General features: G+C 70.2%; 28 protein-coding genes. 9 read left to right on the plus strand and 19 right to left on the minus strand.

The window, feature by feature from the left end:
- The 4 genes from SACPADRAFT_RS0203815 to SACPADRAFT_RS0203830 all read left to right on the plus strand — a co-directional run.
- The coding region (locus SACPADRAFT_RS0203815; protein ID WP_007023653.1) for a glycerate kinase at positions 1 to 228 on the plus strand (228 nt) is incomplete at its 5' end.
- The gene (aceE, locus tag SACPADRAFT_RS0203820; protein ID WP_007023654.1) at positions 225 to 2999 is read left to right on the plus strand and encodes a pyruvate dehydrogenase (acetyl-transferring), homodimeric type; all 2775 of its coding nucleotides are present in this window, start codon (positions 225 to 227) and stop codon (positions 2997 to 2999) included. The genes SACPADRAFT_RS0203815 and aceE, both read left to right, overlap by 4 nt.
- A 29-nt stretch (positions 3000 to 3028) precedes the next feature.
- Positions 3029 to 4372 (plus strand): allantoinase AllB, encoded by a 1344-nt coding sequence (gene allB, locus SACPADRAFT_RS0203825; RefSeq protein WP_007023655.1) that lies wholly within the window; start codon positions 3029 to 3031, stop codon positions 4370 to 4372.
- A gap of 49 nt (positions 4373 to 4421) precedes the next feature.
- A complete protein-coding gene (locus tag SACPADRAFT_RS0203830; RefSeq protein ID WP_007023656.1) occupies positions 4422 to 5288 on the plus strand; it encodes a bifunctional allantoicase/(S)-ureidoglycine aminohydrolase in 867 nt (288 codons plus the stop codon).
- Positions 5289 to 5309: 21 nt separating this feature from the next.
- Here the strand turns inward: SACPADRAFT_RS0203830 and SACPADRAFT_RS0203835 are convergent, their stop codons facing one another.
- Both SACPADRAFT_RS0203835 and SACPADRAFT_RS0203840 read right to left on the minus strand, forming a co-directional pair.
- Positions 5310 to 5987 (minus strand): GAP family protein, encoded by a 678-nt coding sequence (locus SACPADRAFT_RS0203835; RefSeq protein WP_007023657.1) that lies wholly within the window; start codon positions 5985 to 5987, stop codon positions 5310 to 5312.
- Positions 5988 to 6000: 13 nt separating this feature from the next.
- Positions 6001 to 7425: a DUF1254 domain-containing protein gene (locus SACPADRAFT_RS0203840; RefSeq protein WP_007023658.1), complete on the minus strand. Its 1425-nt coding sequence runs from the start codon at positions 7423 to 7425 to the stop codon at positions 6001 to 6003.
- 157 nt (positions 7426 to 7582) lie between these two features.
- Here SACPADRAFT_RS0203840 and SACPADRAFT_RS0203845 point away from each other — a divergent pair, with 157 nt between their 5' ends.
- On the plus strand, positions 7583 to 8230 hold the full coding sequence (locus SACPADRAFT_RS0203845; protein WP_007023659.1) for a DUF305 domain-containing protein: 648 nt from the start codon (positions 7583 to 7585) through the stop codon (positions 8228 to 8230).
- Between the two features lie 220 nt (positions 8231 to 8450).
- Here the strand turns inward: SACPADRAFT_RS0203845 and SACPADRAFT_RS0203850 are convergent, their stop codons facing one another.
- The gene (locus tag SACPADRAFT_RS0203850) at positions 8451 to 8981 is read right to left on the minus strand and encodes a dihydrofolate reductase family protein (RefSeq protein WP_007023660.1); all 531 of its coding nucleotides are present in this window, start codon (positions 8979 to 8981) and stop codon (positions 8451 to 8453) included.
- 97 nt (positions 8982 to 9078) lie between these two features.
- Positions 9079 to 9504, minus strand: coding sequence for a pyridoxamine 5'-phosphate oxidase family protein (locus SACPADRAFT_RS0203855; protein WP_007023661.1), 426 nt, complete (start codon positions 9502 to 9504; stop codon positions 9079 to 9081).
- 120 nt (positions 9505 to 9624) lie between these two features.
- Here SACPADRAFT_RS0203855 and SACPADRAFT_RS0203860 point away from each other — a divergent pair, with 120 nt between their 5' ends.
- Positions 9625 to 10233: a TetR/AcrR family transcriptional regulator gene (locus tag SACPADRAFT_RS0203860; RefSeq protein ID WP_028662189.1), complete on the plus strand. Its 609-nt coding sequence runs from the start codon at positions 9625 to 9627 to the stop codon at positions 10231 to 10233.
- Here SACPADRAFT_RS0203860 and SACPADRAFT_RS0203865 read toward each other — a convergent pair.
- The 13 genes from SACPADRAFT_RS0203865 to SACPADRAFT_RS0203915 all read right to left on the minus strand — a co-directional run bounded on the left by SACPADRAFT_RS0203865 (position 10181) and on the right by SACPADRAFT_RS0203915 (position 22304).
- Positions 10181 to 11197 carry an SDR family NAD(P)-dependent oxidoreductase gene (locus SACPADRAFT_RS0203865; protein WP_007023663.1) on the minus strand — a complete coding sequence of 339 codons (1017 nt, stop codon included), beginning with the start codon at positions 11195 to 11197 and terminating at the stop codon, positions 10181 to 10183. The genes SACPADRAFT_RS0203860 and SACPADRAFT_RS0203865 overlap by 53 nt on opposite strands.
- Positions 11198 to 11280: 83 nt before the next feature.
- A complete protein-coding gene (bluB, locus tag SACPADRAFT_RS0203870; protein ID WP_007023664.1) occupies positions 11281 to 11949 on the minus strand; it encodes a 5,6-dimethylbenzimidazole synthase in 669 nt (222 codons plus the stop codon).
- Positions 11950 to 12269: 320 nt separating this feature from the next.
- A complete protein-coding gene (locus SACPADRAFT_RS0203875; protein ID WP_007023665.1) occupies positions 12270 to 13181 on the minus strand; it encodes a hypothetical protein in 912 nt (303 codons plus the stop codon).
- Between the two features lie 81 nt (positions 13182 to 13262).
- Positions 13263 to 14387 carry an AAA family ATPase gene (locus SACPADRAFT_RS0203880; RefSeq protein WP_007023666.1) on the minus strand — a complete coding sequence of 375 codons (1125 nt, stop codon included), beginning with the start codon at positions 14385 to 14387 and terminating at the stop codon, positions 13263 to 13265.
- Positions 14380 to 15570, minus strand: coding sequence for a DUF262 domain-containing protein (locus SACPADRAFT_RS0203885; RefSeq protein WP_007023667.1), 1191 nt, complete (start codon positions 15568 to 15570; stop codon positions 14380 to 14382). The genes SACPADRAFT_RS0203880 and SACPADRAFT_RS0203885 overlap by 8 nt, the downstream gene beginning before the upstream one ends.
- A 614-nt stretch (positions 15571 to 16184) precedes the next feature.
- Positions 16185 to 17381 carry an FUSC family protein gene (locus SACPADRAFT_RS0203890; RefSeq protein WP_233357118.1) on the minus strand — a complete coding sequence of 399 codons (1197 nt, stop codon included), beginning with the start codon at positions 17379 to 17381 and terminating at the stop codon, positions 16185 to 16187.
- 46 nt (positions 17382 to 17427) lie between these two features.
- A complete protein-coding gene (locus SACPADRAFT_RS0203895; protein WP_028662191.1) occupies positions 17428 to 17718 on the minus strand; it encodes a putative quinol monooxygenase in 291 nt (96 codons plus the stop codon).
- 28 nt (positions 17719 to 17746) lie between these two features.
- Positions 17747 to 17899, minus strand: a complete 153-nt coding sequence (locus tag SACPADRAFT_RS31180; RefSeq protein ID WP_157577045.1) for a hypothetical protein — start codon at positions 17897 to 17899, stop codon at positions 17747 to 17749.
- The gene (locus tag SACPADRAFT_RS31185; protein WP_007023671.1) at positions 17896 to 18216 is read right to left on the minus strand and encodes a ribbon-helix-helix protein, CopG family; all 321 of its coding nucleotides are present in this window, start codon (positions 18214 to 18216) and stop codon (positions 17896 to 17898) included. Before SACPADRAFT_RS31185 ends, SACPADRAFT_RS31180 begins: the two co-directional genes overlap by 4 nt.
- On the minus strand, positions 18209 to 18511 hold the full coding sequence (locus tag SACPADRAFT_RS30265) for a hypothetical protein (protein ID WP_198048255.1): 303 nt from the start codon (positions 18509 to 18511) through the stop codon (positions 18209 to 18211). Before SACPADRAFT_RS30265 ends, SACPADRAFT_RS31185 begins: the two co-directional genes overlap by 8 nt.
- Before the next feature lie 134 nt (positions 18512 to 18645).
- The gene (gene lhgO / locus SACPADRAFT_RS0203905) at positions 18646 to 19845 is read right to left on the minus strand and encodes an L-2-hydroxyglutarate oxidase (protein ID WP_007023672.1); all 1200 of its coding nucleotides are present in this window, start codon (positions 19843 to 19845) and stop codon (positions 18646 to 18648) included.
- An 89-nt stretch (positions 19846 to 19934) separates the two neighbouring features.
- The gene (locus SACPADRAFT_RS0203910) at positions 19935 to 21473 is read right to left on the minus strand and encodes an APC family permease (RefSeq protein ID WP_007023673.1); all 1539 of its coding nucleotides are present in this window, start codon (positions 21471 to 21473) and stop codon (positions 19935 to 19937) included.
- A 78-nt stretch (positions 21474 to 21551) separates the two neighbouring features.
- Positions 21552 to 22304 carry a DUF1990 family protein gene (locus SACPADRAFT_RS0203915; RefSeq protein ID WP_007023674.1) on the minus strand — a complete coding sequence of 251 codons (753 nt, stop codon included), beginning with the start codon at positions 22302 to 22304 and terminating at the stop codon, positions 21552 to 21554.
- Between the two features lie 104 nt (positions 22305 to 22408).
- Between SACPADRAFT_RS0203915 and SACPADRAFT_RS0203920 the strand changes: the two genes are divergently transcribed.
- The gene (locus tag SACPADRAFT_RS0203920; protein ID WP_007023675.1) at positions 22409 to 22621 is read left to right on the plus strand and encodes a hypothetical protein; all 213 of its coding nucleotides are present in this window, start codon (positions 22409 to 22411) and stop codon (positions 22619 to 22621) included.
- 6 nt (positions 22622 to 22627) lie between these two features.
- Positions 22628 to 23341, plus strand: a complete 714-nt coding sequence (locus SACPADRAFT_RS0203925) for a DUF1990 family protein (protein WP_007023676.1) — start codon at positions 22628 to 22630, stop codon at positions 23339 to 23341.
- 51 nt (positions 23342 to 23392) lie between these two features.
- Here the strand turns inward: SACPADRAFT_RS0203925 and SACPADRAFT_RS0203930 are convergent, their stop codons facing one another.
- Both SACPADRAFT_RS0203930 and SACPADRAFT_RS0203940 read right to left on the minus strand, forming a co-directional pair.
- Positions 23393 to 24004 (minus strand): DUF305 domain-containing protein, encoded by a 612-nt coding sequence (locus SACPADRAFT_RS0203930; protein WP_007023677.1) that lies wholly within the window; start codon positions 24002 to 24004, stop codon positions 23393 to 23395.
- 613 nt (positions 24005 to 24617) lie between these two features.
- On the minus strand, positions 24618 to 25736 hold the full coding sequence (locus SACPADRAFT_RS0203940) for an NDMA-dependent alcohol dehydrogenase (protein WP_007023678.1): 1119 nt from the start codon (positions 25734 to 25736) through the stop codon (positions 24618 to 24620).
- A gap of 189 nt (positions 25737 to 25925) precedes the next feature.
- Between SACPADRAFT_RS0203940 and SACPADRAFT_RS0203945 the strand changes: the two genes are divergently transcribed.
- On the plus strand, positions 25926 to 26255 hold the full coding sequence (locus tag SACPADRAFT_RS0203945) for a DUF3817 domain-containing protein (RefSeq protein ID WP_007023679.1): 330 nt from the start codon (positions 25926 to 25928) through the stop codon (positions 26253 to 26255).
- Positions 26256 to 26354: the final 99 nt, after the last annotated feature.

Consider the following 26354-nt stretch of genomic DNA (forward strand, 5'->3'; position numbering starts at 1 on the left):
CGCGCCGCCACGGCCGCGGGCGTGCCCGTGGTGGCGGTGTGCGGCACGAACACCCTGCCCACCCCCCGGCTGCGCACCGCGGGCATCCACACCGCCTACGCCCTCACCGACCTGGAACCCGACGTGGCGGTGTGCCTGCGCGACGCCCCCCGGCTGCTGCGGGCACTCGGCGAACGGATCGCCACCGACCTCCCCACCCTCACCCGTGAGAAAGGCACCGACCAGTGACCCTCACCCCCGACCGGGCGGACACCCCGTACCCGGTGCTCAGTGACGGCCTGCCGAGCCAACTGCCCGACGTCGACCCCGCACAGACCCGCGACTGGGTCGACGCGCTGCGCACGGTCGTCGAGACCGAGGGCCCGCACCGCGCCCGGTTCCTCCTGCTGCGGATGCTGGAACAGGCCCGCGGCCTGCAGCTCGGCGTCCCCGCGCTGTCCACCACCGACTACGTCAACACCATCCCCACCGAACGCGAACCGTGGTTCCCCGGCGACGAGGCACTGGAACGCCGCATCCGGCGCATCATCCGCTGGAACACCGCCGTGATGGTGACCCGCGCGAACCGGCCGGAGATCGGCGTCGGCGGGCACATCGCCACCTACCAGTCGGCCGCCGCGCTGTACGAGGTCGGGTTCAACCACTTCTTCCGCGGGCGCGACCACCCCGGCGGCGGCGACCAGGTGTTCCTCCAGGGACACGCCTCCCCCGGAATCTACGCACGGGCCCACCTGGAGGGCCGGTTCGACGAGCAGCGGCTCGACGGGTTCCGCCAGGAGCTGTCCCGGGGCGGCGCCCGGCGGTCGCTGTCGTCGTACCCGCATCCCCGGTTGATGCCGGACTTCTGGGAGTTCCCCACCGTGTCCATGGGCCTGGGCCCGATCAACGCGATCTACCAGGCGCGGTTCAACCGCTACCTGCACGCCCGCGGCATCGCCGACACCAGCGGACAACGGGTGTGGGCGTTCCTCGGTGACGGCGAGATGGACGAACCCGAATCGCTCGGCCCGATCGGGCTCGCCGCCCGCGAGGAACTCGACAACCTGATCTTCGTGGTGAACTGCAACCTGCAACGCCTGGACGGGCCGGTGCGCGGCAACGGCAAGGTGATGCAGGAACTGGAGTCGTTCTTCCGGGGCGCGGGCTGGAACGTCGTCAAGGTCGTCTGGGGCCGCGAGTGGGACAAACTGCTCGCCGCCGACCGGGACGGGGTGCTCGTCGAGGCCATGAACACCACCCCGGACGGCCAGTTCCAGACCTATGCCACCGAGTCCGGCGCCTACATCCGCGACCACTTCTTCGGCCGGGACCCGCGGCTGCGGGCCCTGGCCGGGCACCTGACCGACACCGAACTGGAGCGGCTGCCGCGCGGCGGACACGACTACCGCAAGATCTTCGCCGCCTACCGGGCCGCCACCGGGCACACCGGCCAACCCACCGTGGTGCTGGCGCACACGGTGAAGGGCTGGACCCTGCCGCACTCGATGGCCTCCCGCATGGCCAACCACCAGATGAAGAAGATGACCGCCGACGACCTCAAGGTGTTCCGCGACCGGCTGGAACTGCCGATCACCGACGAGGCGATCGACGCGGGCACCGACCGGGGCCTGCCGCCCTACTACCACCCCGGCGCCGACTCCGAGGAGGTGCGCTACCTGCTCGACCGGCGCGCCGAACTCGGCGGGTTCGTCCCCGAGCGGCGACGCACCGACCCCCCGCTGCCGCAGCCGCCGGACAAGACCTGGGCCGGGCTGCGCACCGGCTCCGGCGACACACCCGTGGCCACCACGATGGCGTTCGTGCGGCTGCTCAAGGAACTGATGCGGGACTCCGGGATCGGTCACCGGATCGTGCCGATCGTGCCCGACGAGGGCCGCACCTTCGGCATGGACTCGCTGTTCACCAACGCCCGGGTGTACTCGCCGCACGGCCAGACCTACGAGTCGGTCGACCGGGCACTGCTGCTGTCCTGGAAGGAGGCCGAGGCGGGCCAGATCCTGCACGAGGGCATCAGCGAGGCCGGGTCGATGGCCTCGGCGACCGCGGCGGGCACCGCCTACGCCACCCACGGCGAGCCGATGATCCCGGTGTACCTGTTCTACTCGATGTTCGGGTTCCAGCGCACCGGCGACGCGGCCTGGGCCTTCTCCGACCAGATGGCCAAGGGGTTCCTGCTCGGCGCCACCGCCGGCCGCACCACCCTCAACGGCGAGGGCCTGCAGCACGAGGACGGGCACTCACTGCTGCTGGCCTCCACCAACCCGGCGTGCGTGGCCTACGACCCGGCGTTCGCCTACGAGGTGGCCCACATCGTCCGCGACGGCCTGCGCCGGATGTACGGCGAGGCGTCCGAGGACATCTGGTACTACCTCACCGTCTACAACGAACCGTACCCACAGCCGCCCGAACCGGACGGACTCGACGTCGACGGCCTGCTCCGGGGGCTGTACCGGTACGCGCCGCGCCCGGACGTCTCCGCCGACGCCCCCGCCGCGCGGATCCTGGCCTCCGGCGTCGCGGTGCCGTGGGCGCTGCGCGCCCGGGAGCTGCTGGCCGACGAGTGGGGGGTGGCCGCCGAGATGTGGTCGGCACCGTCCTGGACCGAACTGCGCCGCGAGGCCCTCGCCTGCGACGGGCACAACCGCGCACACCCGGAACAGGCGCCCCGGCAGCCGCACGTGACCACCGCGCTCGCCGGTGACGACGCGCCGGTGGTCGCCGTCAGCGACTGGATGCGGGCCGTGCCGGACCAGATCCGGCCGTGGGTTCCCGCCCGCTACACCTCGCTCGGCACCGACGGATTCGGCTGCTCGGACACCCGGTTCGCGCTGCGGCGGCACTTCGGCGTGGACGCCGAGTCGATCGTGGCCGCCACCCTCGGCGAACTGGTGGCCACCGGCGCGGTCGAACCACGGGTCCTGCGCGAGGCGCGCCGGCGTTACCGCCTCGACGAGCCCGGCTTCTACCCGGGCGGGCTCTCCGCGGGCGGTGACGCGTGAAGGGCCCCGGCGACCGGAACGGAGACCCCATGATGAACGACAACGACCTGGTGATCCGGGCCCGGCGGGCGGTGACCCCCGCCGGGGAACAACCGGCCGCCGTGGTGGTGCGCGACGGCACGATCGTCGGGGTGGAGCCGTTCGACGCCGATGCCACCGGGGCCGAGGTGGTGCACCTCGCCGACGACGAGGTGCTGCTGCCCGGCCTCGTCGACACGCACGTGCACGTCAACGACCCCGGCCGCGCCGAATGGGAGGGCTTCGCCACCGCCACCCGCGCCGCCGCGGCGGGCGGGGTCACCGCCCTGGTGGACATGCCGCTGAACAGCCTCCCACCCACGGTCGACGTCGCCGCGCTGACGACGAAACGGGAGGCCGCCCGGGGACGGCTGGCCGTCGACGTGGGCTTCTGGGGCGGCGCCGTCCCGGGCAACGTCACCGAGCTGCGCGGCCTGCACGAGGCGGGCGTGTTCGGTTTCAAGTGCTTCACGCTGCACTCCGGCGTCGACGAGTTCCCGCCGCTGGACGGCGGGCAGCTGCGCGCGGCCATGCGCGAGATCGCCGCGTTCGACGGGCTGCTGCTCGTGCACGCCGAGGACCACCACACGATCGAATCCGCCCCGGCCTGCCACGGCACCGACTACCGGGGTTTCCTCGCCTCCCGTCCGGACGAGGCGGAACGCCGCGCCGTGCGCCACGTGATCGACTTCGCGCGGGAGACCGGCTGCCGGGTGCACATCCTGCACGTCTCCAGCGCCGACGTGGTGCCGGTGCTGGCCGAGGCCCGCGCCGAGGGACTCGCGGTCACCGCCGAGACGTGCCCGCACTACCTCGCGCTGGCCGCCGAGGACGTTCCCGCCGGGGCGACCGAGTTCAAGTGCTGCCCCCCGATCCGGGACCGGGCCAACCGGGAACGCCTGTGGGAGGCGCTGCGCGACGGGGTGCTCGACTCGGTGGTCAGCGACCACTCCCCCAGCACCGTCGACCTCAAGAACCCGGACACCGGTGACTTCGGCACTGCCTGGGGTGGGGTGTCCTCGCTCCAGCTCGGCCTGCCCGTGGTCTGGACCCAGGCCCGGCACCGCGGCCACACCCTGTCCGACGTGGTCGGTTGGTTGGCCCACGGCCCCGCCGCGCAGACCGGCATGACCCGCAAGGGCCGCCTCGCTCCCGGCCACGACGCCGACTTCTGTGTGTTCGCGCCGGACGAGGAGTTCGTCGTCGACGTGCGAACGCTGCACCACCGCAACGCGATCTCGCCGTACGACGGGCACCGGCTCTCCGGCGTTGTACGCCGCACCTGGCTACGGGGCGCGCCGGTCGCGTTGGACGCCGCCCCGCGGGGGCGGATGCTCGACCGCGACGAGGCCTGACCGACACGGCACCGGCACCCGGGGACCACCCGACGACAGGAGGACGAGCATGAGCGGCCGGTACTACGCACCCACGGGCGGGCTGCCGCCCCAGACCCGGCTCACCACCGACCGGGCCGTGTTCACCGACGCGTACGCGGTGCTGCCACGCGACACCATGACCGACATCGTCACCAGCAGACTGCCGTTCTGGGACGAGACCCGGCTGTGGATCCTCGCGCGGCCGATGTCCGGCTTCGCCGAGACGTTCGCCCAGTACCTCGTCGAGGTCTCGGCCGGCGGCGGGTCGGAGGACCCCGAACCCGACCCGCACGCCGAGGCGGTGCTGTTCGTCGTCGACGGGCAACTCACGCTCACCGTCGACGGCGGGCGGCACGTCCTCGGCGAAGGCGGCTACGCCTTCCTCCCGCCCGGCACCACCTGGAGCGCGCGCAACGCCGGTTCGGCACCCGCGCGGTTCCACTGGATCCGCAAGACCTACTCGTACGTCGAGGGGATCGCGGTTCCCGAGCCGTTCATCATCGACGAACGCGACATCGATCCCGTCCCGATGCCGGACACGGACGGTGCGTGGGCCACCACGCGGTTCGTCGACCCCACCGACCTCCGGCACGACATGCACGTCAACATCGTCACGTTCCAGCCGGGTGCGGCGATCCCGTTCCCGGAGACCCACGTGATGGAACACGGCATCGCCGTGCTGCAGGGCAAGGGCGTCTACCTGCTCAACCGCGACTGGGTGGAGGTGCAGGCGGGCGATTTCCTGTGGCTGCGCGCGTTCTGCCCGCAGGCGTGCTACGCGGGTGGCCCGGAGCCCTTCCGGTACCTGCTCTACAAGGACGTCAACCGTCACCCCGCCCTCGGCCCGGTTCCCGGTTCTCCGCGACGGCCGACCTCGCCGGGGGCTCCGCACTAGCCCGGGGTCCGGGGACGGAGCTCACCCGGACAGCCCACTGACGGCGTCGCCCACCAGCTTCGCCGCGAGGACCAGACAGACCACGGCGGTGATCGCGGAGCTGTTCCGCCCCATCCAGAGCTTGAGTTCGGCCAACAGATGATTCGCCCGCTCCCCCAGGGCGAAGTAGAGCGCGACCGGTGTCGCGGTCCCGACGGCCGCGAGCACGACGAAGACCGCGAGCGCGACGGCCTGCCCTCCGGCGGTGGCGCCCGTCCGCGCGATCGCGGCGGCGGCGCTGACCACCAGCAGCAGGTTCTTCGGGTTGACCGAGGACATCGTGGCCCCGAAGGCTCCCGCCCGCAGCGGCGTGACCGTCTCGATCGCCCGCATCCAACGCGGCAACGCCGCCTGCTCGGTACCGCGCGGCCGGTGGCGCCACTCCCGCGCCGCCACCCCCACGAGCGCGACGCCGAGCACGAGATGGAGCACGCTGACCCAGTCGGCGGGCTGTTGTGCACCTCCCGGGCCGATCCCCTGGGCGACCAGCAGCACGATCGTGCCGACCACGGTCGGCCCCAGTACCCACCCCGTGAGGAACGCCGGCCCGGTGGAACGTGCCCGCGGTGTCGTCAGCAGCAGCACCACGGCGATGATCGGGAGCGGACTCAGCGCCACACCGACACCGAGGGACAACACCTGCCCGATCACCTGCCCCACGGCCCGCCCCTCCTCACTCCGGTTCGAGCTCGCCGGGCCGCCAGGTCTGGTCGAACCAGCTCCGCAGTGGGCCGTAGAGCCGCAGGACGACGAAAAAGCCCTTCCCGGGGACGGTGCGGATCCCCTCCCGGCCCCGTGGCGCATCCGGGCCGAAACGGACGACCGTCTCACCGGTGTCCTCGGCCGCCACGGCACCCGAACGGCTGTGCACGCTCGGATACGGGTCCCCGGTACGCAGCAACGACCGGGTGGTGGTGTCGTAGACGTCGACGCCCCAGAAGTTCTCCGCCGGGATGTCCTTCGGCAGGGTAAGCGTGTAGCTCCGGCCCCCGTCGAGCCAGGCGCCCGTCGCGTCCTCCGCCGTGTAGGCGTACTGCGACCCGACCCCGACGGCCGCCTCCGCCAGGGCCGGTGAGACCAGGACCGCCCCGTAGTGGTACACAGCGCGGGCGTCCAGCTGACGCGCACCGTCCGAGGTGCGGAACTCGTGACTGCCCGAGGGGAACAAGTTCTTCCAGGAGCTGTCCGGGTAATAATAGACACCCGGATCCCGCGGCTTGTAGACCAGCGTCCGCGCCAACCCGGCCCCGACCCGTGCGGCGGTGTCGAGGATCGAGCGCATCCGCTCGTCCGGGGCGAACACCTGGCCGGGCACGATGCCGAGTGCGGCGAGCAGGCCCGCGCGCTCGGGGTCCAGGGCCCCGGGTTCCTCCTGGACGATCTCGTCGAGTGCGGTGAAGAACGAGACGTCGTCCGCGGCGGTCGTGTCGATCTCCGAGCCGGCGAAGTCGACGAAACGCTGCTCAGGTGGGTCGGCCACGGCCGACAACGGATACACCCGCGTGCGGAGCAGGGCCTCGACCCCGCCCAACGTCCGGAAGACGGCCCAGCAGGAGAAGGTGGACGAGCGCACGACGAAGTAGCCGTCCGGGACGTCGCCGTCGTGATCCGGGGGAAGGACCAGATACCTCCCGCCCTCACCCCGGTCGGGACCGGCGATGCCCAGGTCGGCGACGTAGCGCTGCCAGAGATCGTTGAGGATGCTCAACGAGTTCTCCGGCACCTCGATCACGGTCGGGCCGTCCCGGTCGAGCGCCAGGAAGGTCATCCCGTACGTCGTCTCCGTGTTCCCGGTGAGCACCAACGGACCCGACGTCAGGCGCGGATCGGTGTAGGCGATGGCGGTCGAGTCGCCGACGAGCCGGCGCAGCCCCCGCCGGACCGCCACGGTCGAGGCGCCGGGCAGGCAGTCGAGGAACGCCTCGATCCCCCGCGTCAGGTCCAGTGCGTCGAAGCCGCGGCCGATGGTCTCGGGCGTGGGCAGGCCGTCAACGTACTCCATCGTGCCGAAGGGCGTCTCCAACCGCTCCGGCCTCGCGGTCGCCGGGAGCGTGCCGGTCGTCGCGCCCGCGCCGGGCCTGCTGCTGAACTGGGACATCATGTCTCCTGACCGGATGGGCGTGGAAGTCGGGTTCTCACGCCCTACCCCCGATCCCGGGGGTGAACACCTCGCCGACGGGCGTTCTCCGTGGCGACGCAGGGGCGGTAGTGTCAGCGGCCCCCGTCCCGTCCCCTGCCCCCTCGGAGGAACCACCGTGCCGCACCGGTTTCGGTTCGCCGTCCCGTCGACACTCGTTCCCGTTCTCGCCTTCGCCCTCGGTTGTGGCGCTCCCGGCACGACGGCCCCCGCGGAGTCGGCCTCCCCCGCGGCCACGGCGTCGGCATCCGCGCCGTCCGCCACCCCGGGTGCGGGGAACGCCACCCGGAGCACGGATGCCGACAGCGCCGGTCACAACCGTGCGGACATCGAGTTCGCCCGGGACCTGGCCCCGCACCACGAGCAGGCCGTGGTCGCCGCCGAGCTCGCGCAGGAACGCGCTTCCGATCCGGCGGTGCGGGATCTCGCACGGCGCATCGCCGAAGCGCAGGAGCCCGAGACGAACCAGCTGCTGGCGATGCTGCGGATGTGGGGGGAGGACGTCACGCCGGGCGGCGACAGCGGCGAACACGAACACTCCCACCTGATGACCGAGGAGACGTTCCAGCAACTGCACGACGCCGCGGATGCGGAGTTCGACACGCTGTGGCTGCGGACCATGATCGAGCACCACCGGGGGGCCGTCGAGCTCGCCGAGGCCCAGCTCGACAACGGCTCCGACACCCTGGCGACGATGTACGCGGAGAAGATCATCGACCGGCAGACCCGCCAGATCACCGAAATGCGGGAGCTGCTCGGGGAATGATTCCCGGATACCGCATCACCTCCCCCGGGGAACCGGATCCCGACGTTCACAGCAGCGCAGCATGATGCGTCGATGCCACACTGGTCGCCATGCGCAGCACCATCGACCTGCCCGACGACCTGCACCGCCAGGCGATCTCGATCGCCCGGGACACCTCTCGTACGGTGAGTGAGACCGTCGCGGACGTCCAGCAGAAACCCCGGTCCTCTCAACGGGGCGGCTACCGGAGCACCCGCAGGGTGAGCGTCAACCCGGTGACGTCGACGGTCTCCAGCTTCACGGTCCTCCCGCCCGGCTCGTGGAACAGCCGCACGCCGTCACCGAGCAGGACCGGGGTGAGCACCACCACGATCTCGTCGAGCAGTCCCGCCGCGAGGCACTGCCGCGCCACGTCCGCGCCGAGGACGCTCACCAGCTTGCCACCGGCGGCCTCCTTCGCCGTGGCCACGGCCTCGTGCAGATCACTGGAGAAGGTCACGTTCTCCACCGGCCGGTCGGGGATGTGGTGGGTCAGCACGATGCTCGGCCCGGACCACTTCCCGCCGTAGGCGCCCTCCGCGTCGGTCCCCCGGTTCGGGTCGTCGCCGCGGAACGTGCGAGCACCCACCAGCAGCGCGCCGACGCGCTGGACGAGCTCGTCGTCCACCCCGGCCTGGTCCGGGAGGTACTCGGCCAGCCAGGACATGTCCCCGCCCGGTCCGGCGATGAACCCGTCCAACGACATGCTGCACGCGTACTGGAGCTTCCCCACGTCCCGCCTCCTCACCGTCGTGGCCCCGCGCCGATGCGTGACCGTGTCGGCACGCTACCGGCAGGATCCGACATCCCACCCGCCATGCGGACGGTGGTCAGAGCGACCCGAGGTCGGCGGACAACCAGTGCTCCGGCCGCATGAAGATCGCGGACTGTTCCCCGATCTGGGTGCGTTCGTACTCCAGGAACCCGGCGACCTTGTCCTCCGGGAGGTACCGGGCGGCCATCGTCCGGGACAGCTCCGGGCTGCCCGGCTCGATCCGGGTCACCGGCCCTTCCACGGAGACGTAGCGCACCGTGGGTTCGGTCCGTTCCACCATGAGCGCGAACCGGCCGGCCGCCTCGATCGCCCGCGCCTTCCGTGAGTCCGGAGCGGTGTGCACCCACAGCTCCCCACCCGGCGTGTAGTAGTACCAGATCGGAATGGTCAACGGGGCCCGGTCCGTCCGCTCGATCACCGACAACGCGCCGACCCGGGGTTCGGCCAGGAACCGCTCACGCTCTTCCACCGACAGCGACATGGTGCGGAGAGTACCCACCGAGTCCGACAGGATTCCGGTTCACGACACCCGCCACCGGACGGTGACCTCCGCCGACCGTCGCGGCGACGGCGGCGATCCGCCCGGCACTACGATGAGGCCATGGTGCGGCAGCGGTCGGCGACGACGCGGGAGGCGATCCGCGCGGCCGCGGGGCGGCTGTTCCGCGCACACGGCTTCGCGGGCACGGCGGTGCGCGACATCGCCGCGGAGGCCGGGGCCGACCCGGCGCTGGTGATCCGCCACTTCGGCACGAAGGAGCTGCTGTTCCTGGACACCATGCAGCTGAGCATGGACGACGAGCCGCTGCTCGACGTGCCGCCGGAGGACCTCGGCCGGCGGTTCGTCGAGGTGCTGCTCGACTCGGACGACGACACCCGGGACGTCTACCTGGCGCTGCTGCGCGGCAGCGGCACCCCACGGATCGCCGACCGGCTGAAGGACGTCCACGAGAGCGCGTTCGTGCGCCCGCTGCGCGCCCGGCTGTCCGGCCCGGACGCCGACACCCGCGCCCGGCTCGCCGGGGCGCTGGTCAGTGGCCTGCTCTACGCGCTGTGGGTGGTCGGCGACGAGCAACTGCTCGCCACCGACCGCCGCGACCTCGTCGCCCGCTACGGCGCGCTGCTGCAGCACACCCTCACCCCGGACGGATCCGGCGCTACTGCACCGACCAACCCCCGTCCGACGGGAGCACCGCCCCGGACACGTTGACCCCGTCGTCGCTGAGCAGGAAGGTGATCGACGCCGCGAGTTGCGGTGCGGTCGCGATCGGCGGGATCAGTGCCAGGAAGTCCCCGGTGCGCTGCCGCCCGAAAGTGGACATCTCGCCCGGGGACATGCCGGTGGCCACCCCACCCGGCGCGACGGCGTTGACCCGGATGCCCGACGGCCCGTACATGAAGGCCGCGCTGCGGGTGAGGCCCACGACCGCGTGCTTCGAGGCGGTGTAGGCGGCGCCGGCGGCGGAGCCGCGCAGGGCGGCCTCCGAGGCGATGTTGACGATCGCACCGGACCCGGCCGCGAGCATCGTCGGCACGACCGCCCGGGTCAGCCGGAACAGGCCGTGCACGTTGACGTCGAACACCCGCTGCCAGACCGCGTCGGACACCTCGTGCACGGGGCTGAAGTCGTCGGTGATGCCCGCGACGTTGGCCAGGCCGTCGATCCGGTCCCCCGCCGCCGCCACGACCCGGGCGACGTCCTCGTCGGAGGTGATGTCGGCGGGCACCGCCACCACCCGGGTGTCGTCGAACTCGGCGACCAGCTCGTCCAGTTTGTCGGCGGCGAGATCCACGGCGACGACGCGACCGCCCTCCCGCACGACGCGGGAGGCCGTGGCCCGGCCGATCCCGGACGCGGCACCGGTGACGACCACGACGCGGCCGGCGAACCGGCCCTCGACGATACGCTCCCGCCACCCGGCCTCGTCACCGGTCTGCTCGGGCAGCACACCCCCGTTGACCCGCCGCACCAGGTCGTCGATGACCTCCTGGGAGAGGGCGCCCTGACTCAGCTCGACGAGCTGCTGCAGCGGCACGGTGCGCACCGGGGCGAGCGCGCTCTCGTCGAACCCGCTCGCCGCGAGCATCTCCCGCAGCACCGGACCGCCGTCCGGGTGCTCCAACCACCGCCCGATCGTCGCCGCGCCGGTCAACGGCGCGCCCTCCTCCACCATCGGCGTCTCCTCCGGCCCACTCGGTGTCAACTTAGTTGACTCAGCCTAGCGCCGCCGGGGAGGACCCCGCCGCGCCGGCCCGGTCACCGCGCGGGCCGACTCCCGTAGGTCTCGTGGTGCAGAACGTCCTCCAGCGGCATCCGGCTGCGCCAGCCGTGCCGCTCCAGGTCCGGCGTCGCCGCGAGCTCCCGCACCGGCCCCAGGCACAGCCACGCTACCGGGCGCACCCCCGCCGGGATGCCCAGCAGGTCGCGCAGGAACTCCTCGCGGTAGAAACTGACCCAGCCGACGCCGAGCCCCTCCGCGGTGGCGGCCAGCCACAGGTTCTGGATCGCCAGGCACACCGAGTACAGCCCGGCGTCGGCGATCGCGTGCCTGCCGAGCACGGCGGGCCCGCCGCGGTCGGCGTCGTAGGTGACCACCACCCCCAGCGACGACTCGACGACGCCCTCCACCTTGATCCGGGAGAACGTCTCCGCACGCTCCCCGTCCAGCCCGGCGGCGAACACGTCCCGCTCGGAGCGCACGTGCTCCCGGAACCGCCGCCGCGTGTCGCCATCGCGCACCAGCACGAAATCCCACGGCTGGGACATTCCCACGCTGGGCGCCCGGTGCGCCGCGGTCAGCACCCGGCGCAGCACGTCGTCCGGCACCGGTTCCCCGGTGAACTCCCCGCGTACGTCGCGGCGTCGGTTGATCACGTCGTACAGGTCGGCGGCCGGCGCGGGCACCTCGGACTGTGGTCGGGACATGAGGCCCCATCCTGCCGCCCGACACGCCCCGGCACGCCGCCGGGACCGCCCCGGTGTGATCCGCACCGGGTTCGGTCCGGTCGGCAGGTGAGCACCTTCACCCGGCGCAGCACCGGGGGGCTCCAAGGTGACTCGCGGGTGTGCTGGAGACGGTCGAACAGCAGCTCGTCCTGCTCCCTCCGGCTGAGCTGCTTCATGGCACCCACCACCCAGGTCCACCCGGAGACCAACTCCACGTACCCGGTGTCCGGAAATCCCGCCAACGCAGTGGCCAGCTGCTCGGTCACATCCGGTGTGCAACCGAGTCGCATGATCCCCGGTCAGGCGCCGAGCTTGCGGCCGATGTAACCCACCGTCATCATCCGCTGCTCCGGATCGAGCCGGAAATGAATCCGTCCGGCTCCGGGTGTGAAACGCGCGTGCAGGCTGAACGGCCTCACCACACCGTCCAGATCCGCGAACTCGCACAATCTCATCCTGCTCTCGCTCTCCGGAGTGACGTACGATCGCCATGCGGGATGACGCGACCGGCTCGGTTCCCACTGAGCGACCGTACGGTCGAGTTCCACGAGCCGTTCCCGCACCGACCGTAGCCACACTCGGTCCAGACCCCGCAGATCCTGTTCTACCCGGTCGAGGAAGCGGATGTGCGTGAAGAAATCCCCCACACCCGCCCACAGCTCCGCACCGGAGACGATCCCCGCAAGTCCCGAGGAGTCGATCCAGTCCTCGTGTTTACTCCCGTCCACCGGACGTCCCGCGTGCCGGACCTGTACGGTGTCGTGCACGAGCTGCACCCCGTCGTCCTCGACGACGCGACATCTGTCCACGTCGATCCACGAGGACAGCCAGTCGGGATGCACCGGCAGACTGACTGCCAACCCATCAGCCAGATGCGCACCTGCCAAGCCCTCGGCGCGCCGGTTCCGGTGGGTGTATTCGACCTCGTCGGTGTCCTGTGTCAACGCGGCTCCGATCGGCGCCATGTTGCGCGCGCTTTGGAGCAGTCTCCATCTGTCCCGATTTCCCCGCTTATTGATCCACTGGGACACGCGGTAGTTTTCGGAAAGTTCCACGTCCTTCAACGGCACTGTGGAAACAAGAGCGGCATCCTTGCGCCTGCTCCGTATCTGACGGACGGTCTCGACAAGGTCCCGCATACCGTCGTCGACGGTGCGCTCATCGGCACCGTGTTCGCAGGACAACTCGTTGAGGAACAACAGGACACGCACTTGTCCTCACCCCCTGTCGGTGTGCTTTTGTCCGCGCCGGCACTCCGCGAAACAGATGCTTCTTACCTGAATCCCGTCCTGTCAGTCCAAGAGTTCGTCGAGCGAATGGTCCCATTCATCGAAAAATCCTTCCGGCCATTCCGACACCATCCCGTCCGCACCGATCTCCGGGGTCATGATTTGCGCCTCCCCCGAGGCCCGTCGGAAGTAATGGGTCATGACGTTGTCGGCGCCGACCGTGTTCCTCTTCACCGCCAAGCGAACCCCGTTCAGCACGTGATCACTGTGCGTCTCGATGACGACCTGCCCCCCTGCGGCCACAGCCGCACACGCGAGGCGCGCGATCTGGGTCTGCCCCCGTGGGTGAAGATGAGCTTCCGGATTCTCCAGCAAAATAAGACTACCGGGAAGGGCCGTCAGGCACGCGAGTACGATGGGAAAGGTGTAGGTCAGTCCGAACCCGACGTTGGTCGGTCGATACCGATTGGACGACGAAAGCCCCGCCGTACCGAACCGGAAGCTCAACCGCACCGAGTCGGTGTCCGCGATCTCCTCGGTCTGCAGGTTCACCCCCGGACAGATCTCCCGCATCCACGCCTCGGCGTGACCGAGCAGGCTCTCCGACAGCGCGTCCGGATGTCGCAGTACCCGAGCCGATACCGGGTCGTCCTGATGATGACGGAGATAGTTCACCGCATGCTCACCCTGCGCACCGAAGAACCCACGCCGGACAGCGACCTCGTGCGACTTGGGATAGCTGACGGAGGGGAAGATCCGGTCGGCCCGGAGATACTGGAACCGTTTACCGAACAGCGGAAGGCGGGCGAGGGTGGCAGCGTCCTCGCTCGCCGACACAAGGGGGAGCAGATCGCTCTCCCGATCGTAACGAGCTTCCCACGTGTAGGTCGACCCGGTCACTTCCAACGATACGATCACGCCCTCGCCGTCCGGCCCTTTCTCCACGTAATCCTCGTGGCGGACGTCCCGACCGGTGCCGAGCTCGACGAGATCGCCGTTCAACATCAGGCCCCGGTCGTCGTCATCGGTGAGTGTCCCGGAGTCGTACGATTGGCGTAACAACGCCATCGCCTGCATGACCGTGCTCTTGCCTGCCGAGTTGAGGCCGGTGAGCAGTGTCAGACCACCCAGGGGAACCGACGCTTCCCGGAATGCCTTGAAGTTGGTGAGTTCAATTCTTTCAAGCACCGGCCACCGCCTTGAAGAGCTGGTCGATCTCGTTGAATCGGACCTTCACCCGATTACGGTCACCGGTGGCCACCGAGATGGCATCGTTGAACTGCTTGTCGGCGAGTAGATCCGAGAGCTTGTCGAGGACCGTATCACGTTGCTCGATCAACCTGCTGATCTGCTCGGGCGTCCGCGCGGCCACATTCACCGAAACCGCCTCGAACAATGCCTTGTTGATGGGGTTGCGCTGCTGCTGCCCGCGCGCACGCTTCCGGAATGCGTGCTCGCCGAATATGGCGTACGAGGCTTCCATGGACTTCGTGAAGTCCTGCTCAAGGGCCCTCAACTGCGAATCGTCCAAGTTGTTGAGATTCTTCATGGCCGCTCGCAGGAAATCGTCCAGGTCCCGGGAGCCGTACTCGGCGATGGAAAAAAGCCTAAACGCGAGAAAACGAAGAACCATTTCACAGTCGGACATACGCGCGTCTCGCACGCTTCCCTGAGTTGCCTTCTGGAATGCCGGAGAGGCCGCGAGTTCGGGCAGCAGGTCGCGGGCGCGACCGGGGATCAGAGCGTGCCTGAGCTCCTGCCTGCTGAGCGGAATACCACCGGTATTGATACGCCCGAATATGTTGAACTTCACTTCCTCAGGCGTCGTCTTCCCGATCAGATGCACCAGCACCTCGGTCTCGACCAATCTGGTCTGCAGGCGCCCGGGAAGGTCCTCGAAGGAGAACCCGTTGTAGTTCAGGTACTCCAGATCGTTCAGAACGAGCGGGACGGAACTGACACTGCGCGGAGAGATGAATCGAGCGATGGTGGTGAGACGCTGCACTCCGTCCACGACCGCCCACTCCTCCTCAGCATTTTCCGCAGCGTAGAAGCTCGGGAGTGGAATACGGAGGAGAAGCGACTCGATCAACCTGCTTTGGTTCTTCGGCTTCCAGATCCCCGCTCGCCGCTGGAACTCGGGTGCGAGGTCCAGAGCGCCCCTACGGAGTCGTTGAAGGAGCAGATCGATCGTCATAGTACGGGTACGGACGTCGATCTGCTCGGGATCAAAAGGTTCGTCGATCTGGTCGTCGTCGTCCTCGAATTCGACGTCGAGACTGAATCCGCCGGAGTCGAGCCGGAGATCAACGTCATCCTCGAGGTCCGAGGGCTCAGGATGACTCGCGCGTGCCGCGGTGCTTCCGTCCATGATCCGCGAGAATCCTCCCGTCAACGACTTCCGGTGCTCGTCGATTGTGCCACGGGGACGTCACTCCCCGTCGGTGGATCCGTGTGACCGACCGAACGACTCCGCTGACACAGGAGGGACGCCGGAGCAGGACGAAGGCCGCCGCGGCGGCGAGTATCAGCAGGACCGCGGACACCCCCAGGCACAGTCGCAACCCTTCGAGGAACGCCTCCGACACCGCCTGCCGCACCGCGCGGAATCGGCGTCCAGCCGCAGACCGGCCGCGGCGCCGAGACCACCGGTGTCCACGGTTTCCAGCACCCGCCGGGCCTGTCTGTCGGGCAGTCCGGCGGCGGCCAACCGTCCAAGCAGCGCGTTCCCACCGACAACAGTGAGGTGTCCGTGCCGAGGGCGGTCAGCGACAGCAACGCGATCGCCGCGACGAGCTGTCGACCGGGATGAGAACCCGAGCCGACACGCGCGCCATCGTCACCCTGCGTGTCGTCGACCATCGCACCAGCAGCGGCCTCCCCCGCGTCGGATTCCGGCATTGGGGCACCGGAGACCCGGCACTCACGCCAGTATGTATAGATCGTTATACATCGGTCGGCGGGGCGACCGGCGGGCCGGACCGGTCACCGGTTCCCGTCGGCGCGGCGGAACGGCCTGCGTTCCCGCCGTAACCGGCGGACCATCTCGCGCTGCTGCTCGGTCACCGGCGGCGGCTTCCACGGTTGCTCCGGGAACCGTGTCGCCGACTCGATCTCGGTGCGCAGTCGGTCGACGGCGCTGAGCAGGGCACCGTGGTGCTCCCACGCGCGGATGTCCCGGAGCGGTTCGTTGACCAGCAGCGCACTGAGCCGTTCCCGGCACTCGGCGATCTCCGGGAGATGGTTCTCGACACCGACCTCGGACACCGAGGTCGCGAGCTCGCCCACCGCACGGATCGCCCCGGCCGAGGACTCCAGCAGATCGGCGAGCACCCTACGGACGTCGTCACCGTAGACACTGCCCTCGTCCTCCTCCGGCACGAAGTACGTCCGGTCCAGCAGCGTCCGGCACAACTCGCGCAGCGCCAGAAGACACCGCTCCAACCCGGTCAGGGCCGTGCGCAGCCGGGGTTGACGCCGCTGGGTCACGCGGCCCCTCGGGTTGCCCCGGGCCCCCTCCTCCGCACGGGCCAGTGCCTGGTCGGTCTTGCTGACCTCGGTGACCAGCGACCGCGCCTCGGTCAGCCACCGATCGGCCTTCGCCTGCGACCACGACGGCCGCAGCTCGCCGGCGAGCAAGGTGGTGAACTCCGCCATCCGGTCGGTCAGCCGCATCAGCGCCTCGCCCGCGGGTCGCAGATGCACCGGCGGGACGACGACGTTGACCAGCACCCCGACGGCCGCCCCCACCAGCGTCTCGTAGACCCGTTCGATCGCCACATCGGAGGCTCCCCCGACGGCGAGCAGCAGCATGGCGCTGATCGCCGCCTCGTTCATCTGCGGCCCCAGCCGGAGCAGGAGCCCGACGAGCAGGGCGGCGCCGACGATGCTTCCGATGCTCCACCAGCTGAGCCCGACGATCCCGGCCACGCCCACCGCCAGCAGCACACCGGCGACCACACTGGCCACCCGTTGCACACCGATGGTGAGGGTCTGGAAGAGGGTGACCTGGACGACGATCAGCGCGGTCAGCGGCGCGAGCACGGGCGCGTCACTGGTGCCCAGCGCACCCGCCAGGGCGAACGAGCCGGTCGCCGCGAGCGTCGACTTGAGCACGTGCCGGTCCGAGGAACGCAGCCGCCGGAGCAGCTCGGGCCCCCGACCTCGGATCCGGTCACGCACCGAGCCGATCATGGGTTCGTTCCTCCGGGGTCCCGGCCCGACGACCTCAGCCGAACGGGGGACGCGCGTCGGTCACGCGGTACTCCATGATGTTGCTGTCCCTGACGGCGATTCCGGTGTCGGGCGCGTCGGCGACGGCCCGCCACGCGTCGATGTGTTCGCGGGATTCCCACCGTTCGAAGTTGTAGACCCGACCCGGGTGCAGCGGATCGGGCGTGATCGCGAGATCGAGACATCCGGGGGCCTGCCTGCCCCGGCGGAGCAGATCCTGATGAGCGGCGACGAAGGCGTCCCGCTCCGAGGGATCCACCTCCAGGTAACCGGCGATGATGAACATCGCGTGAGCGTACCGGGACACCCGGTCGCTACGGGCGGATCTCGCCGACATCCATCCGGGCGACCACGTGTTCCGCGATCGCCAGGGACGACGTCGCCGCAGGGGACGGGGCGTTGCGCACGGTGGTGATGCCGTCCTCGTGCCCGGTCAGGTTCCACCACACCCCTCTGTCAAGCCTCAAGCAGGCGGGGCCAGTCTGGCGAGTCTTTCGACGTCCCGACGCAACGCTGCCACAGCCTCGGAAAGATCTCGGTCGCCGGGATCATCTTCGACACGTTCACTAACCCACTGGCGAATGAGTGCCGACGGGGTCAGGTGCGCGCGGGCAGCCGCCTCACGTACCGCCTCATAGATGTGTGGGGGGAGCCGGACGGAGAATACTGCCGAACTTGTCGACTCACGTGCCTCTTCGGCTGCGGCCGCTCTGTCCTCGCCCTCGTACTCGGCGGCGGTCGCAGCAAGCATCCGGTCGATATCGGTGTTGTGCCGCTCAGTCATGCTGCATCTCCTGATAGTTGCGTCGTTCAGCGCCCGAGGTTTGCCACGCCGTGACACCCCACAATTGATCGTGGATGTGCAACGCGATCACAGTGATAACGAATCCAGCAGTCGGCGAGTACCCAACGATGCGTACTGCACCAGTTGTCGAGCGGGGATCCGGATCCTGTATCACTGCCCTGGGATCGGCCACCACCTCTCGTGTCCACGCGACTTCAATGTCGGTCGCTCCCGGGTAACGGTCCGAGCGCGTGGCGATGTGCTCGGACCTAGCCTGCGTCCACTCCACCTTCACCACTGAAGTGTAGTCGGAACGACTACGACGAACAAGCCGTTCCGCTACGAGCGGGAGAGCCCTACCCACTCGCCTCAACCATGCCGTCGCAAATCGTGTACCCCGGACGCCTGTCCGCACGGTCGCCGGCGTGGTCAACCGCCGACATCCATCCGGTCGACCACGTGTTCCGCGATCGCCAGGGACGACGTCGCCGCGGGAGACGGGGCGTTGCGCACGGTGGTGATGCCGTCCTCATGGCCGATCCGGAAGTCGTCCACCAGCGACCCGTCCCGGTCCACCGCCTGCGCCCGCACCCCCGCCCCGGCGCGGCGCACGTCGGCGGCGCCGATGTCCGGCACGTACCGCGACGCCGCCCGCATGTAGGCGCGCACCGACAGGCTGCCGCGCATCTCGGCCATTCCGGTGCGCCAGTGCTGCCGCGCCATGCGCCAGAAACCCGGCCATCCGAGCAGGTCGCGCAGGTCGGCCCCGGCGACGTCGCGGCGCCGGTACCCCTCCCGGGCGAGCGCGAGCACCGCGTTCGGCCCCACCTCGACCTCCCCGGACACCCGCCGGGTGAAGTGCACCCCCAGGAACGGATACCGCGGGTCGGGCACGGGATAGATCATGCCCCGCACCCGGTCGCGCTTGCCCGGGGCGACCGTCATGTACTCGCCGCGGAACGGCACGACGCGGGGGCCGTCCACGCCGTCGGCACGCCGCGCGAGGCGGTCGGCGTGCAACCCGCCGCAGACCACCAGCCGGTCGACGGTGCGCACCCCGGCGGCCGTGGTGACCTCGACCCGGTCGGCACGGTGCCGGACCCCGGTCACCGCCGTGGACAGCTCCACCCGGCCGCCCGCCCGTTCGATGTCCGCGGCGAAGGCCGTGGACACGGCAGCGTAGTCGGTGATGGCGGTCCCGGGTGAGTGCAGCGCGACGAGCCCGGCCGCGTGCGGTTCCAGCTCGGTGATCCCCGCACCGGAGACCCGGCGCAACCCGGGCACGCCGTTCTCCCGGGCGGTGGCCTCCAGGGCGTCGAAACGGCCGAGTTCGGACTCCGAGACCGCGACGACGAGCTTGCCGCACGCCTCGTACGGCAGCTCCCGGTCGACACAGTACTCCCGCAGCAGCGCCCGGCCCCGTGCGCACAACTCGGCCTTCAGGCTCCCCGGCCGGTAGTAGATCCCGGCGTGCACCACGCCCGAGTTGTGCCCGGTCTGGTGCGTGGCGAGCCGGTCCTCCTTCTCGAACACGACCACCTCGACGCCCGGGTACCGCCGGGTGAGCTCGCGGCCGACGGCCAGCCCGACGATGCCGCCCCCCACGATGCCGACGGTCCGTCCGGTCACCGGTGGCTCCTTCCTGTCCACGGGGCCCGCCGGGTCCCGACCCCGCCCGCGGGGGCCGGGACCCGGGGATGGTCACTCCACGAGGACGGTCACTCCGGGGTCGGACGCGCCTCGGGCTCGTCCCGGGTGCCGTCCTCCTCCCGCTCGCGCTGTCCGAGCAGGGAGTGCCGCCTGCTGTAGACGAAGTAGATCAGCACGCCGAGCGCCATCCACACCAGGAAGCGCAGCCAGGTCAGCACGGTCAGGTTCAGCATCAGCCAGACGCAGGCGGCGATCGCCAGGATCGGCACCACCGGCACCCACGGCACGCGGAATCCGCGCGGCAGATCCGGGCGCTTCTTCCGCAGCACCAGCACGCCCGCCGAGACGAGGATGAACGCGAACAGCGTCCCGACGTTGACCATCTCCTCCAGCCTGCCCGCGTCGAAGAAGCCCGCGGCCACCGCCACCACCGTGGCGACCAGCACGTTCATCCGCACCGGGGTGCCCCGCGAGCCGGTCCTCGCCAGCGGGCGCGGCAGCAGACCGTCCCGCGCCATCGCGAACAGCACCCGCTGCTGGCCGAGCAGCAACACCATCACCACCGTGGTCAGACCGGCCAGCGCGCCGACGGAGATGACGTTGGCCGCCCAGTCCACGCCGTGCGCGGAGAACGCCGTCGCCAGCGTCTTGCGGCCCTCCGGTTCGGCGTCGGTGGCCAGTTCGGTGTACGGCACCATGCCCACGACCACCAGGGAGGTCGCCACGTACAGCACCGTCACGGCCGCCAGCGAGCCGAGGATGCCGCGCGGCACGTCCCGCTGCGGGACGCGGGTCTCCTCTGCGGTGGTGGCCACGACGTCGAACCCGAGGAACGCGAAGAACACCAGCGACGCGCCGGCCAGCAGCCCGAACGCGCCGTAGACGCTGCCGGAGCCGCCGGCGAGCAGGGAGAACAGCGACTGGTCGACACCGCCACCGGCCTCACCGCCGGACTCGGCGCTCGGGATGAACGGCGTGTAGTTGTCCGGGGTGATGTAGGCGAGGCCGAGGACGATGACCAGCAGGATGATCGTCACCTTGACGGCGGTGATGACGAGGCTGAACCGGGACGACAGCTTGGTGCCGAGGGTGAGCAGCGTGGCCAGGATGACGACCAGCAGCACCGAGCCCCAGTCCAGGTCGACGCCGCCGAGTGCCACGGTCGTGCTCATCTGCGTGCCGAACAGGGTGCTCAGCACGTCCTCCAGGTAGATCGACCAGCCCTTGGCGACCGCGGCGGCCGCGATCGAGAACTCCAGGATCAGGTCCCAGCCGATGATCCACGCGAGGAACTCGCCGAACGTGGCGTAGGAGAAGGTGTAGGCGCTGCCCGCGACGGGCACGGTGGAGGCGAACTCGGCGTAGCACAGCGCCGCGAGCCCGCACGCGACCGCGGCGAACACGAAGGCCAGCGCCACCGACGGACCGGCGATGTCCCCGGCCGTGGACGCGGTGAGCGTGAAGATGCCCGCGCCGATCATCACGGCGACCCCGAAGACCATCAGGTCCCAGGCGCCGAGATTCTTGCGGAGCCGGGTGTCCGGCTCGTCGGTGTCCGCGATCGACTGTTCGACCGATTTCGTCCGCCATATACCGGTTCCCGGCACGGGCTTCCTCCTTGAACGCCTGGTTTGCAGGACCGGCGCAAGACCCTAGCCCCTCGCCCGTGCGTGCCGGGGAACCGGTCACCGGCGGTCGCCTACCGGGCCCCCGTCCGTCACGAGGCCCGCGGGACCCGCGCGCTCACCCAGGTCGTCGAGCCGGTGGGTGAAGATCTCCACACCGTCCACCAGCCGGCCGCCGGAGGTCTCCACCGCGGCGAGACAGAAGCGCACCCACATGTTCAGCTGGATCTCCTTGGCCAGCCGCAGCCGCGCGTACAGCAGGTGGACCAGCCTGCTCGCGGGCGCGGCCCACAGTTCGACCTCGAACACCAGCTGGTCGCCGTCGCCGAACGCGCGGAACCACACCTGTCCCGCCTCCAGGTGCCCGTGCAGCGTGACCAGGTGCAGCGAGGTGTCGTCGCGGTGCACCACCCGGACCGGGCCGTCCCACGGCCCCGGCATCTCCACCACCAGTTCGTCCCCGGCGCACAACGACCGCGCGCCGCCCCGGGTGGTGTGGATGTGCACGACCTCCGAGGGCACGAAGTGCTTGAAGTCGTGCACGACGCGGTCCATGAGCCCGGCGGCGTCCACCCCGGCCCCCGCGATGCGCACCCGGAAGCGGCGGTGGAACAGCTGGCCGTAGCCGTCCGCGCTGCGCTGCACCCGGTCGTCGATCAGGCCGTCGGGCAACCGCGGCGGGAGGTCCCGCGCGTCGCCGGGACACTCCGTGCGGTGCAGCGGGGTCGTCTCCCAGAGGTAGCGCCAGGTGACCAGCGCGGTCCCCAGCAACCACCGTGCGAGGACGACGAGAACACGGCGGGATCGCGACATCGGCACCTCCGGACGTGATGAGACCGGGACGAACGGGGTATCAGACTCTGTACCTACCCCGCGCGGGAAAGCTGACACGAGCCGACGGACACACGGAGGCACACATGGTGGTCCGACTTCTGCACCGGGCGGGCGTGCGTGCCACCCAGCTGCACCTGGCGTCGCTGGGCACGATCGTGCTCTGCATCAGCCTGTGGATCCGCGCCAAGACGGTCGACCAGGCGCAGCGGGGCAACGCCGAGCGCCGGGCATTGTTCGTGGGCCTGTGGCCGCCGATGATGTGGCAGATCGGCGACGCGCTGACCGAACACGAGTGAGCCGGGTTGGCTGAGTGGGGCCTCGGGCCGCCGGACACCGCGCGCGAACTCGCAGCGCTCGCCGACGCCGGTATCAACTACTCCCCGGCCGAGGTGCGCAGGCCCGCCTGGACCCTCGACACCCACCTGCACGGCCTCCTCGCGGAACGCCCCGGCCCGCCGGAACCCGCAGGCCCGTGGGAGCGGGCCTGCCGTCTGGTGCGCGACTACGAGTTCACACCCCCGGAGTCCGTGCGGGCACTCTACGACCCGGCCGTGCCGCTGCTCGGCCGGAACATGCTGCTGCAACTCCGGTTCCACGGGCTGCACCTGTACTGCGGTGTCCGGATCACCGAGGTGGTGGACGAGACCCGGAACGACGGTGCCCGGGTGTGGGGGTGGGCCTACGAGACGCTCGACGGGCACCTCGAACGCGGCAAGGTCACCTACGAGGTGGTCAAGTACCGGGACACCGGCCGGGTGGAGTTCGTGGCCGCCAGTCATTCCCAGCGGGCACCCGGCCTGGACCCGGTGCTGACGCTGGGGTGGTCGCTGTTCGGCCGCCGTGCGCAGCTGCGCTTCTACCGCCGGTGCGGCGAACGGATCCGCGCCGCCGTCACGGCGGGCAAAGCCGGGACGACGCCTCCCGATCCGGTCCTACGGAACCTCACCTGGGTGCCCTCCGACGCCGAACCACGGCGTCGGAGGGCACCGGCGGTCCACTGCGTGGCTCCCGGATGAGCCCTCACGGGGGCGTTGAGGGTCCACCGAACGAGACCGCCGTGGGGCCGGTCAGCTGTCCCGCAACGAGCGCATCTCCTCGATCTCGGTCCGCTGGTCGGCAATGATCCGCTCGGCGAGTGCCGCCACCTCGGGATCGTCGCCCTTGTCCAGGACGGTGGCGGACATGTCGACGGCACCCTGATGATGCTCGATCATCAAGTTCAGGAACAGCCGGTCGAACTCGGCGCCCTCGGCCTTGCCGAGTCGGTGCATGTCCTGGGTTCCCATGCCGGGCATCTCGCTCTCGGCCATGTCCCCGTGGCCATCGGCACCGGTGCCGGCGTCGCGGTCGACGCCCCAGGCGTCGAGCCAGCCGGTCATCTGCTCGATCTCCGGTCCCTGTGCCTGCTCGATGCGCTCGGCCAGAGCGAGGATCTCCGGGTTGTCGGTGCGGTCTTCGGCGAGCTCCGACATCTCGATGGCACCCTCGTGATGCGGGATCATCCCCTCAACGAACGTCACGTCCGCCTCGTTGTGGGTCGCCCGGTCCGCGGCGCTCGCGCTCTGCGCCGCGGAGGCTGGGCCGGAGACGTCCACGCCGGTCCCGCCTTCGGTGCATCCGGTGGCCACGGCCGCGGCCATCGTCGTCACCAGGACGGTGTATTTCGCGTTTCTGTGCATGGAGGTGTTTTCTCTGCGTATAGACGGGCGTTCAGGTGTCCGGACGTCGCGGACGACTCGGGTGAGTCGGCGACGTGGTCCGATCACAGCCGCAACACGCAGAGGTCGTAGGTGAACCCGGGAGCGGACCTGCGGCCGGTTGGTGGTGGAGCGCTGCCGGACCAGGTACGTGCGGTCGGCGGCCGGCTCGTGCCGATCCCAGGGCGCAGAAGGCGGGCGAACCTCACTGACAGCAGCAGGAGAAGGCTCCCGGTGAGCACCGCCAGACACAGGTGTCCGAGAAGCGACGAGTCGTGCTGCGTGGGCGTGGACGGCACCGCACGGTCGTGATGACCGCTCACGACCGAGGTCTGGTGCGCCACGGACGGAGCAGGGCCGCGCTCGAGGGGACGCTGCACGACATGATGCATGGTGACCAGTCCGAGCAACAGCGCACAGATCACCAGTCGAAGCACCGTGCTCCGACGCCGGCTGCCGGTCACCATGCCCCCTGATCCGATTACACCTCGCACTCCGATACAGAGTACAGTAGGTCCTACTGTAAGTAGTAGGGAGCGCAGGCTTCATCGGGGTGACCTGCCCGGCGCCGTCCCTGGCGCCGGGCAAGCCGGACTCACTCGGTGTCGTGCAGGATGACCCCGCGGATGTTGCGGCCCTCGTTCATGTCCGCGTAGGCCTGGTTGATCTCGTCCAGCCGGTAGGTCCGCGTGATCAGTTCGTCCAGCTTCAGCCGCCCCGCCCGGTACATCGACGCCAGGCGGCCGATCTCCACCGACGGTGCGCCCTTGCCGAGAATGGTCCCCTGGATCCGCTTCTGCATCATCGCCAGCGTCCACAGGTTCGTGGGCAGCGTGTTCTCGTTGACGTCGCCGATGCCGGTGACCACCACGGTGCCGAACTTGGCGACCGCGTCGACCGCCTGCCCGACGTGCTCGCCCGTGGTGACGCCCACCGCGACCACGACCGACTCCGCGCCCTGCCCGTTGGTGACCGACCGGGCGAACTCCGCGGCCTCCTCGATGTCGGCGAAGGTGTGGCTCGCCCCGAAGGTGGCGGCGCTGTCCCGTTTGAACGCGACCGGGTCGACCCCGATCACGTACGCCGCGCCGCGTGCGGCGGCGCCCTGCACGGCGTTCATCCCGATGCCACCGAGGCCCATCACGATGACCGTGTCCCCGGCGACGACCTCGGCGGCATACTCCGACGAGCCCCAGCCGGTCGGGGCGCCGCAGGACAGCAGCGGGGCGACGTGCAACGGGATGTCGTCGTCGATCCTGGTGAGCGAGTGCTCGGAGACCACCGCCCGTTCGGCGAAGGTCCCGGCCATGGTCATCTGCCCGGCCTCGTCGCCGTTGATCCGCGCCCGGTAGGTGCCGTCCGCCATGGACCCGAGCAGGGCGTACATGCCGAGGTCGCAGAGGTTGCCCCGGCCCGTGGCGCACGGGTGGCACCGTCCGCACGAGGGCACGAACTGGGCGACGACGTGATCGCCGGGCGCGAGCGAGTGCACGCCCGGACCGACCGACTCGACGACGCCGGCGCCCTCGTGGCCGCCGATCAGCGGGATCTTGCCCACGGGCATGTCCCCGGTCGCGGCGTGGTCGTCCGAATGGCACAGTCCGGCGGCCACGAACCGGACGAGCACTTCATTGGCCTGGGGTTCGTCGAGTTCGACGTCGACGATCTGCCACTTGCCGGGCTGCTCCAGCAGCGCCGCCGCACGGGTCCGCATCGTTGTCCACCCACCCGAATCTAGAACAAGTTCTAGTTGAAGAGTGAAGCACAGGACGACGTCCGTGACAAGGGTCGGGCCACCTGCCGGTCCGCGGCTCTGCGATGCTGCACCGACGGGCGCCGCATCCGCGGATGCGGTCACCTGCCGCTACTCAGCCAACGACCGTCCGCACCGGAGGAAACGGGAATGCTCACCACCGACGTCGGACGCTTCCGACTGCTCGCCCTCGCCGAGGCGCTGTCCTGGGCCGGTCTGCTGACCGGGATGTTCTTCAAGTACGTCGCCGTCGGCAACGACCTCGGGGTGACCGTGTTCGGACCCGTGCACGGCCTGCTGTTCGTCGTCTACGTCGTCGCCGCACTGCTGCTCCACCGCCGGCTGGGCTGGACGAGGCCGACCCTGCTCCTGGCGCTCGCGGCGAGTGTGCCGCCGTTCGGCACCGTGGTGTTCGAGCGGTGGGCCACCCGCACCGGACGGCTGGCGCCCACCCCCACCCCCGACCGGGTGAACGCCTGAGCCGTCCGGCACCGGCCGGGCTCGCCCGCGTCACGGCCTCCCGACCCGCACGCCCGTCACGAGCAGCAGGACGACGTCGAGCGCCGCCACCAGGAGCAC

Source organism: Saccharomonospora iraqiensis subsp. paurometabolica YIM 90007 (assembly GCF_000231035.2).
GTDB lineage: Bacteria > Actinomycetota > Actinomycetes > Mycobacteriales > Pseudonocardiaceae > Saccharomonospora > Saccharomonospora paurometabolica.

Bases quoted from the DNA above. Each gene is read 5' to 3' on its own strand.
- SACPADRAFT_RS0203860 (WP_028662189.1), top strand. From the start codon at position 9,625: ATGGTGCGGCAGCGGTCGGCGACGACGCGGGAGGCGATCCGCGCGGCC.
- SACPADRAFT_RS0203855 (WP_007023661.1), bottom strand. From the start codon at position 9,504: ATGTCGCTGTCGGTGGAAGAGCGTGAGCGGTTCCTGGCCGAACCCCGG.
- SACPADRAFT_RS0203945 (WP_007023679.1), top strand. From the start codon at position 25,926: ATGCTCACCACCGACGTCGGACGCTTCCGACTGCTCGCCCTCGCCGAG.
- SACPADRAFT_RS0203920 (WP_007023675.1), top strand. From the start codon at position 22,409: ATGGTGGTCCGACTTCTGCACCGGGCGGGCGTGCGTGCCACCCAGCTG.
- SACPADRAFT_RS0203915 (WP_007023674.1), bottom strand. From the start codon at position 22,304: ATGTCGCGATCCCGCCGTGTTCTCGTCGTCCTCGCACGGTGGTTGCTG.
- SACPADRAFT_RS31185 (WP_007023671.1), bottom strand. From the start codon at position 18,216: ATGACTGAGCGGCACAACACCGATATCGACCGGATGCTTGCTGCGACC.
- SACPADRAFT_RS0203840 (WP_007023658.1), bottom strand. From the start codon at position 7,425: ATGTCCCAGTTCAGCAGCAGGCCCGGCGCGGGCGCGACGACCGGCACG.
- SACPADRAFT_RS0203830 (WP_007023656.1), top strand. From the start codon at position 4,422: ATGAGCGGCCGGTACTACGCACCCACGGGCGGGCTGCCGCCCCAGACC.
- bluB (WP_007023664.1), bottom strand. From the start codon at position 11,949: ATGTCCCGACCACAGTCCGAGGTGCCCGCGCCGGCCGCCGACCTGTAC.
- SACPADRAFT_RS0203940 (WP_007023678.1), bottom strand. From the start codon at position 25,736: ATGCGGACCCGTGCGGCGGCGCTGCTGGAGCAGCCCGGCAAGTGGCAG.
- SACPADRAFT_RS0203930 (WP_007023677.1), bottom strand. From the start codon at position 24,004: ATGCACAGAAACGCGAAATACACCGTCCTGGTGACGACGATGGCCGCG.
- SACPADRAFT_RS0203865 (WP_007023663.1), bottom strand. From the start codon at position 11,197: ATGGTGGAGGAGGGCGCGCCGTTGACCGGCGCGGCGACGATCGGGCGG.
- SACPADRAFT_RS0203885 (WP_007023667.1), bottom strand. From the start codon at position 15,570: ATGGACGGAAGCACCGCGGCACGCGCGAGTCATCCTGAGCCCTCGGAC.
- SACPADRAFT_RS0203895 (WP_028662191.1), bottom strand. From the start codon at position 17,718: ATGTTCATCATCGCCGGTTACCTGGAGGTGGATCCCTCGGAGCGGGAC.
- allB (WP_007023655.1), top strand. From the start codon at position 3,029: ATGATGAACGACAACGACCTGGTGATCCGGGCCCGGCGGGCGGTGACC.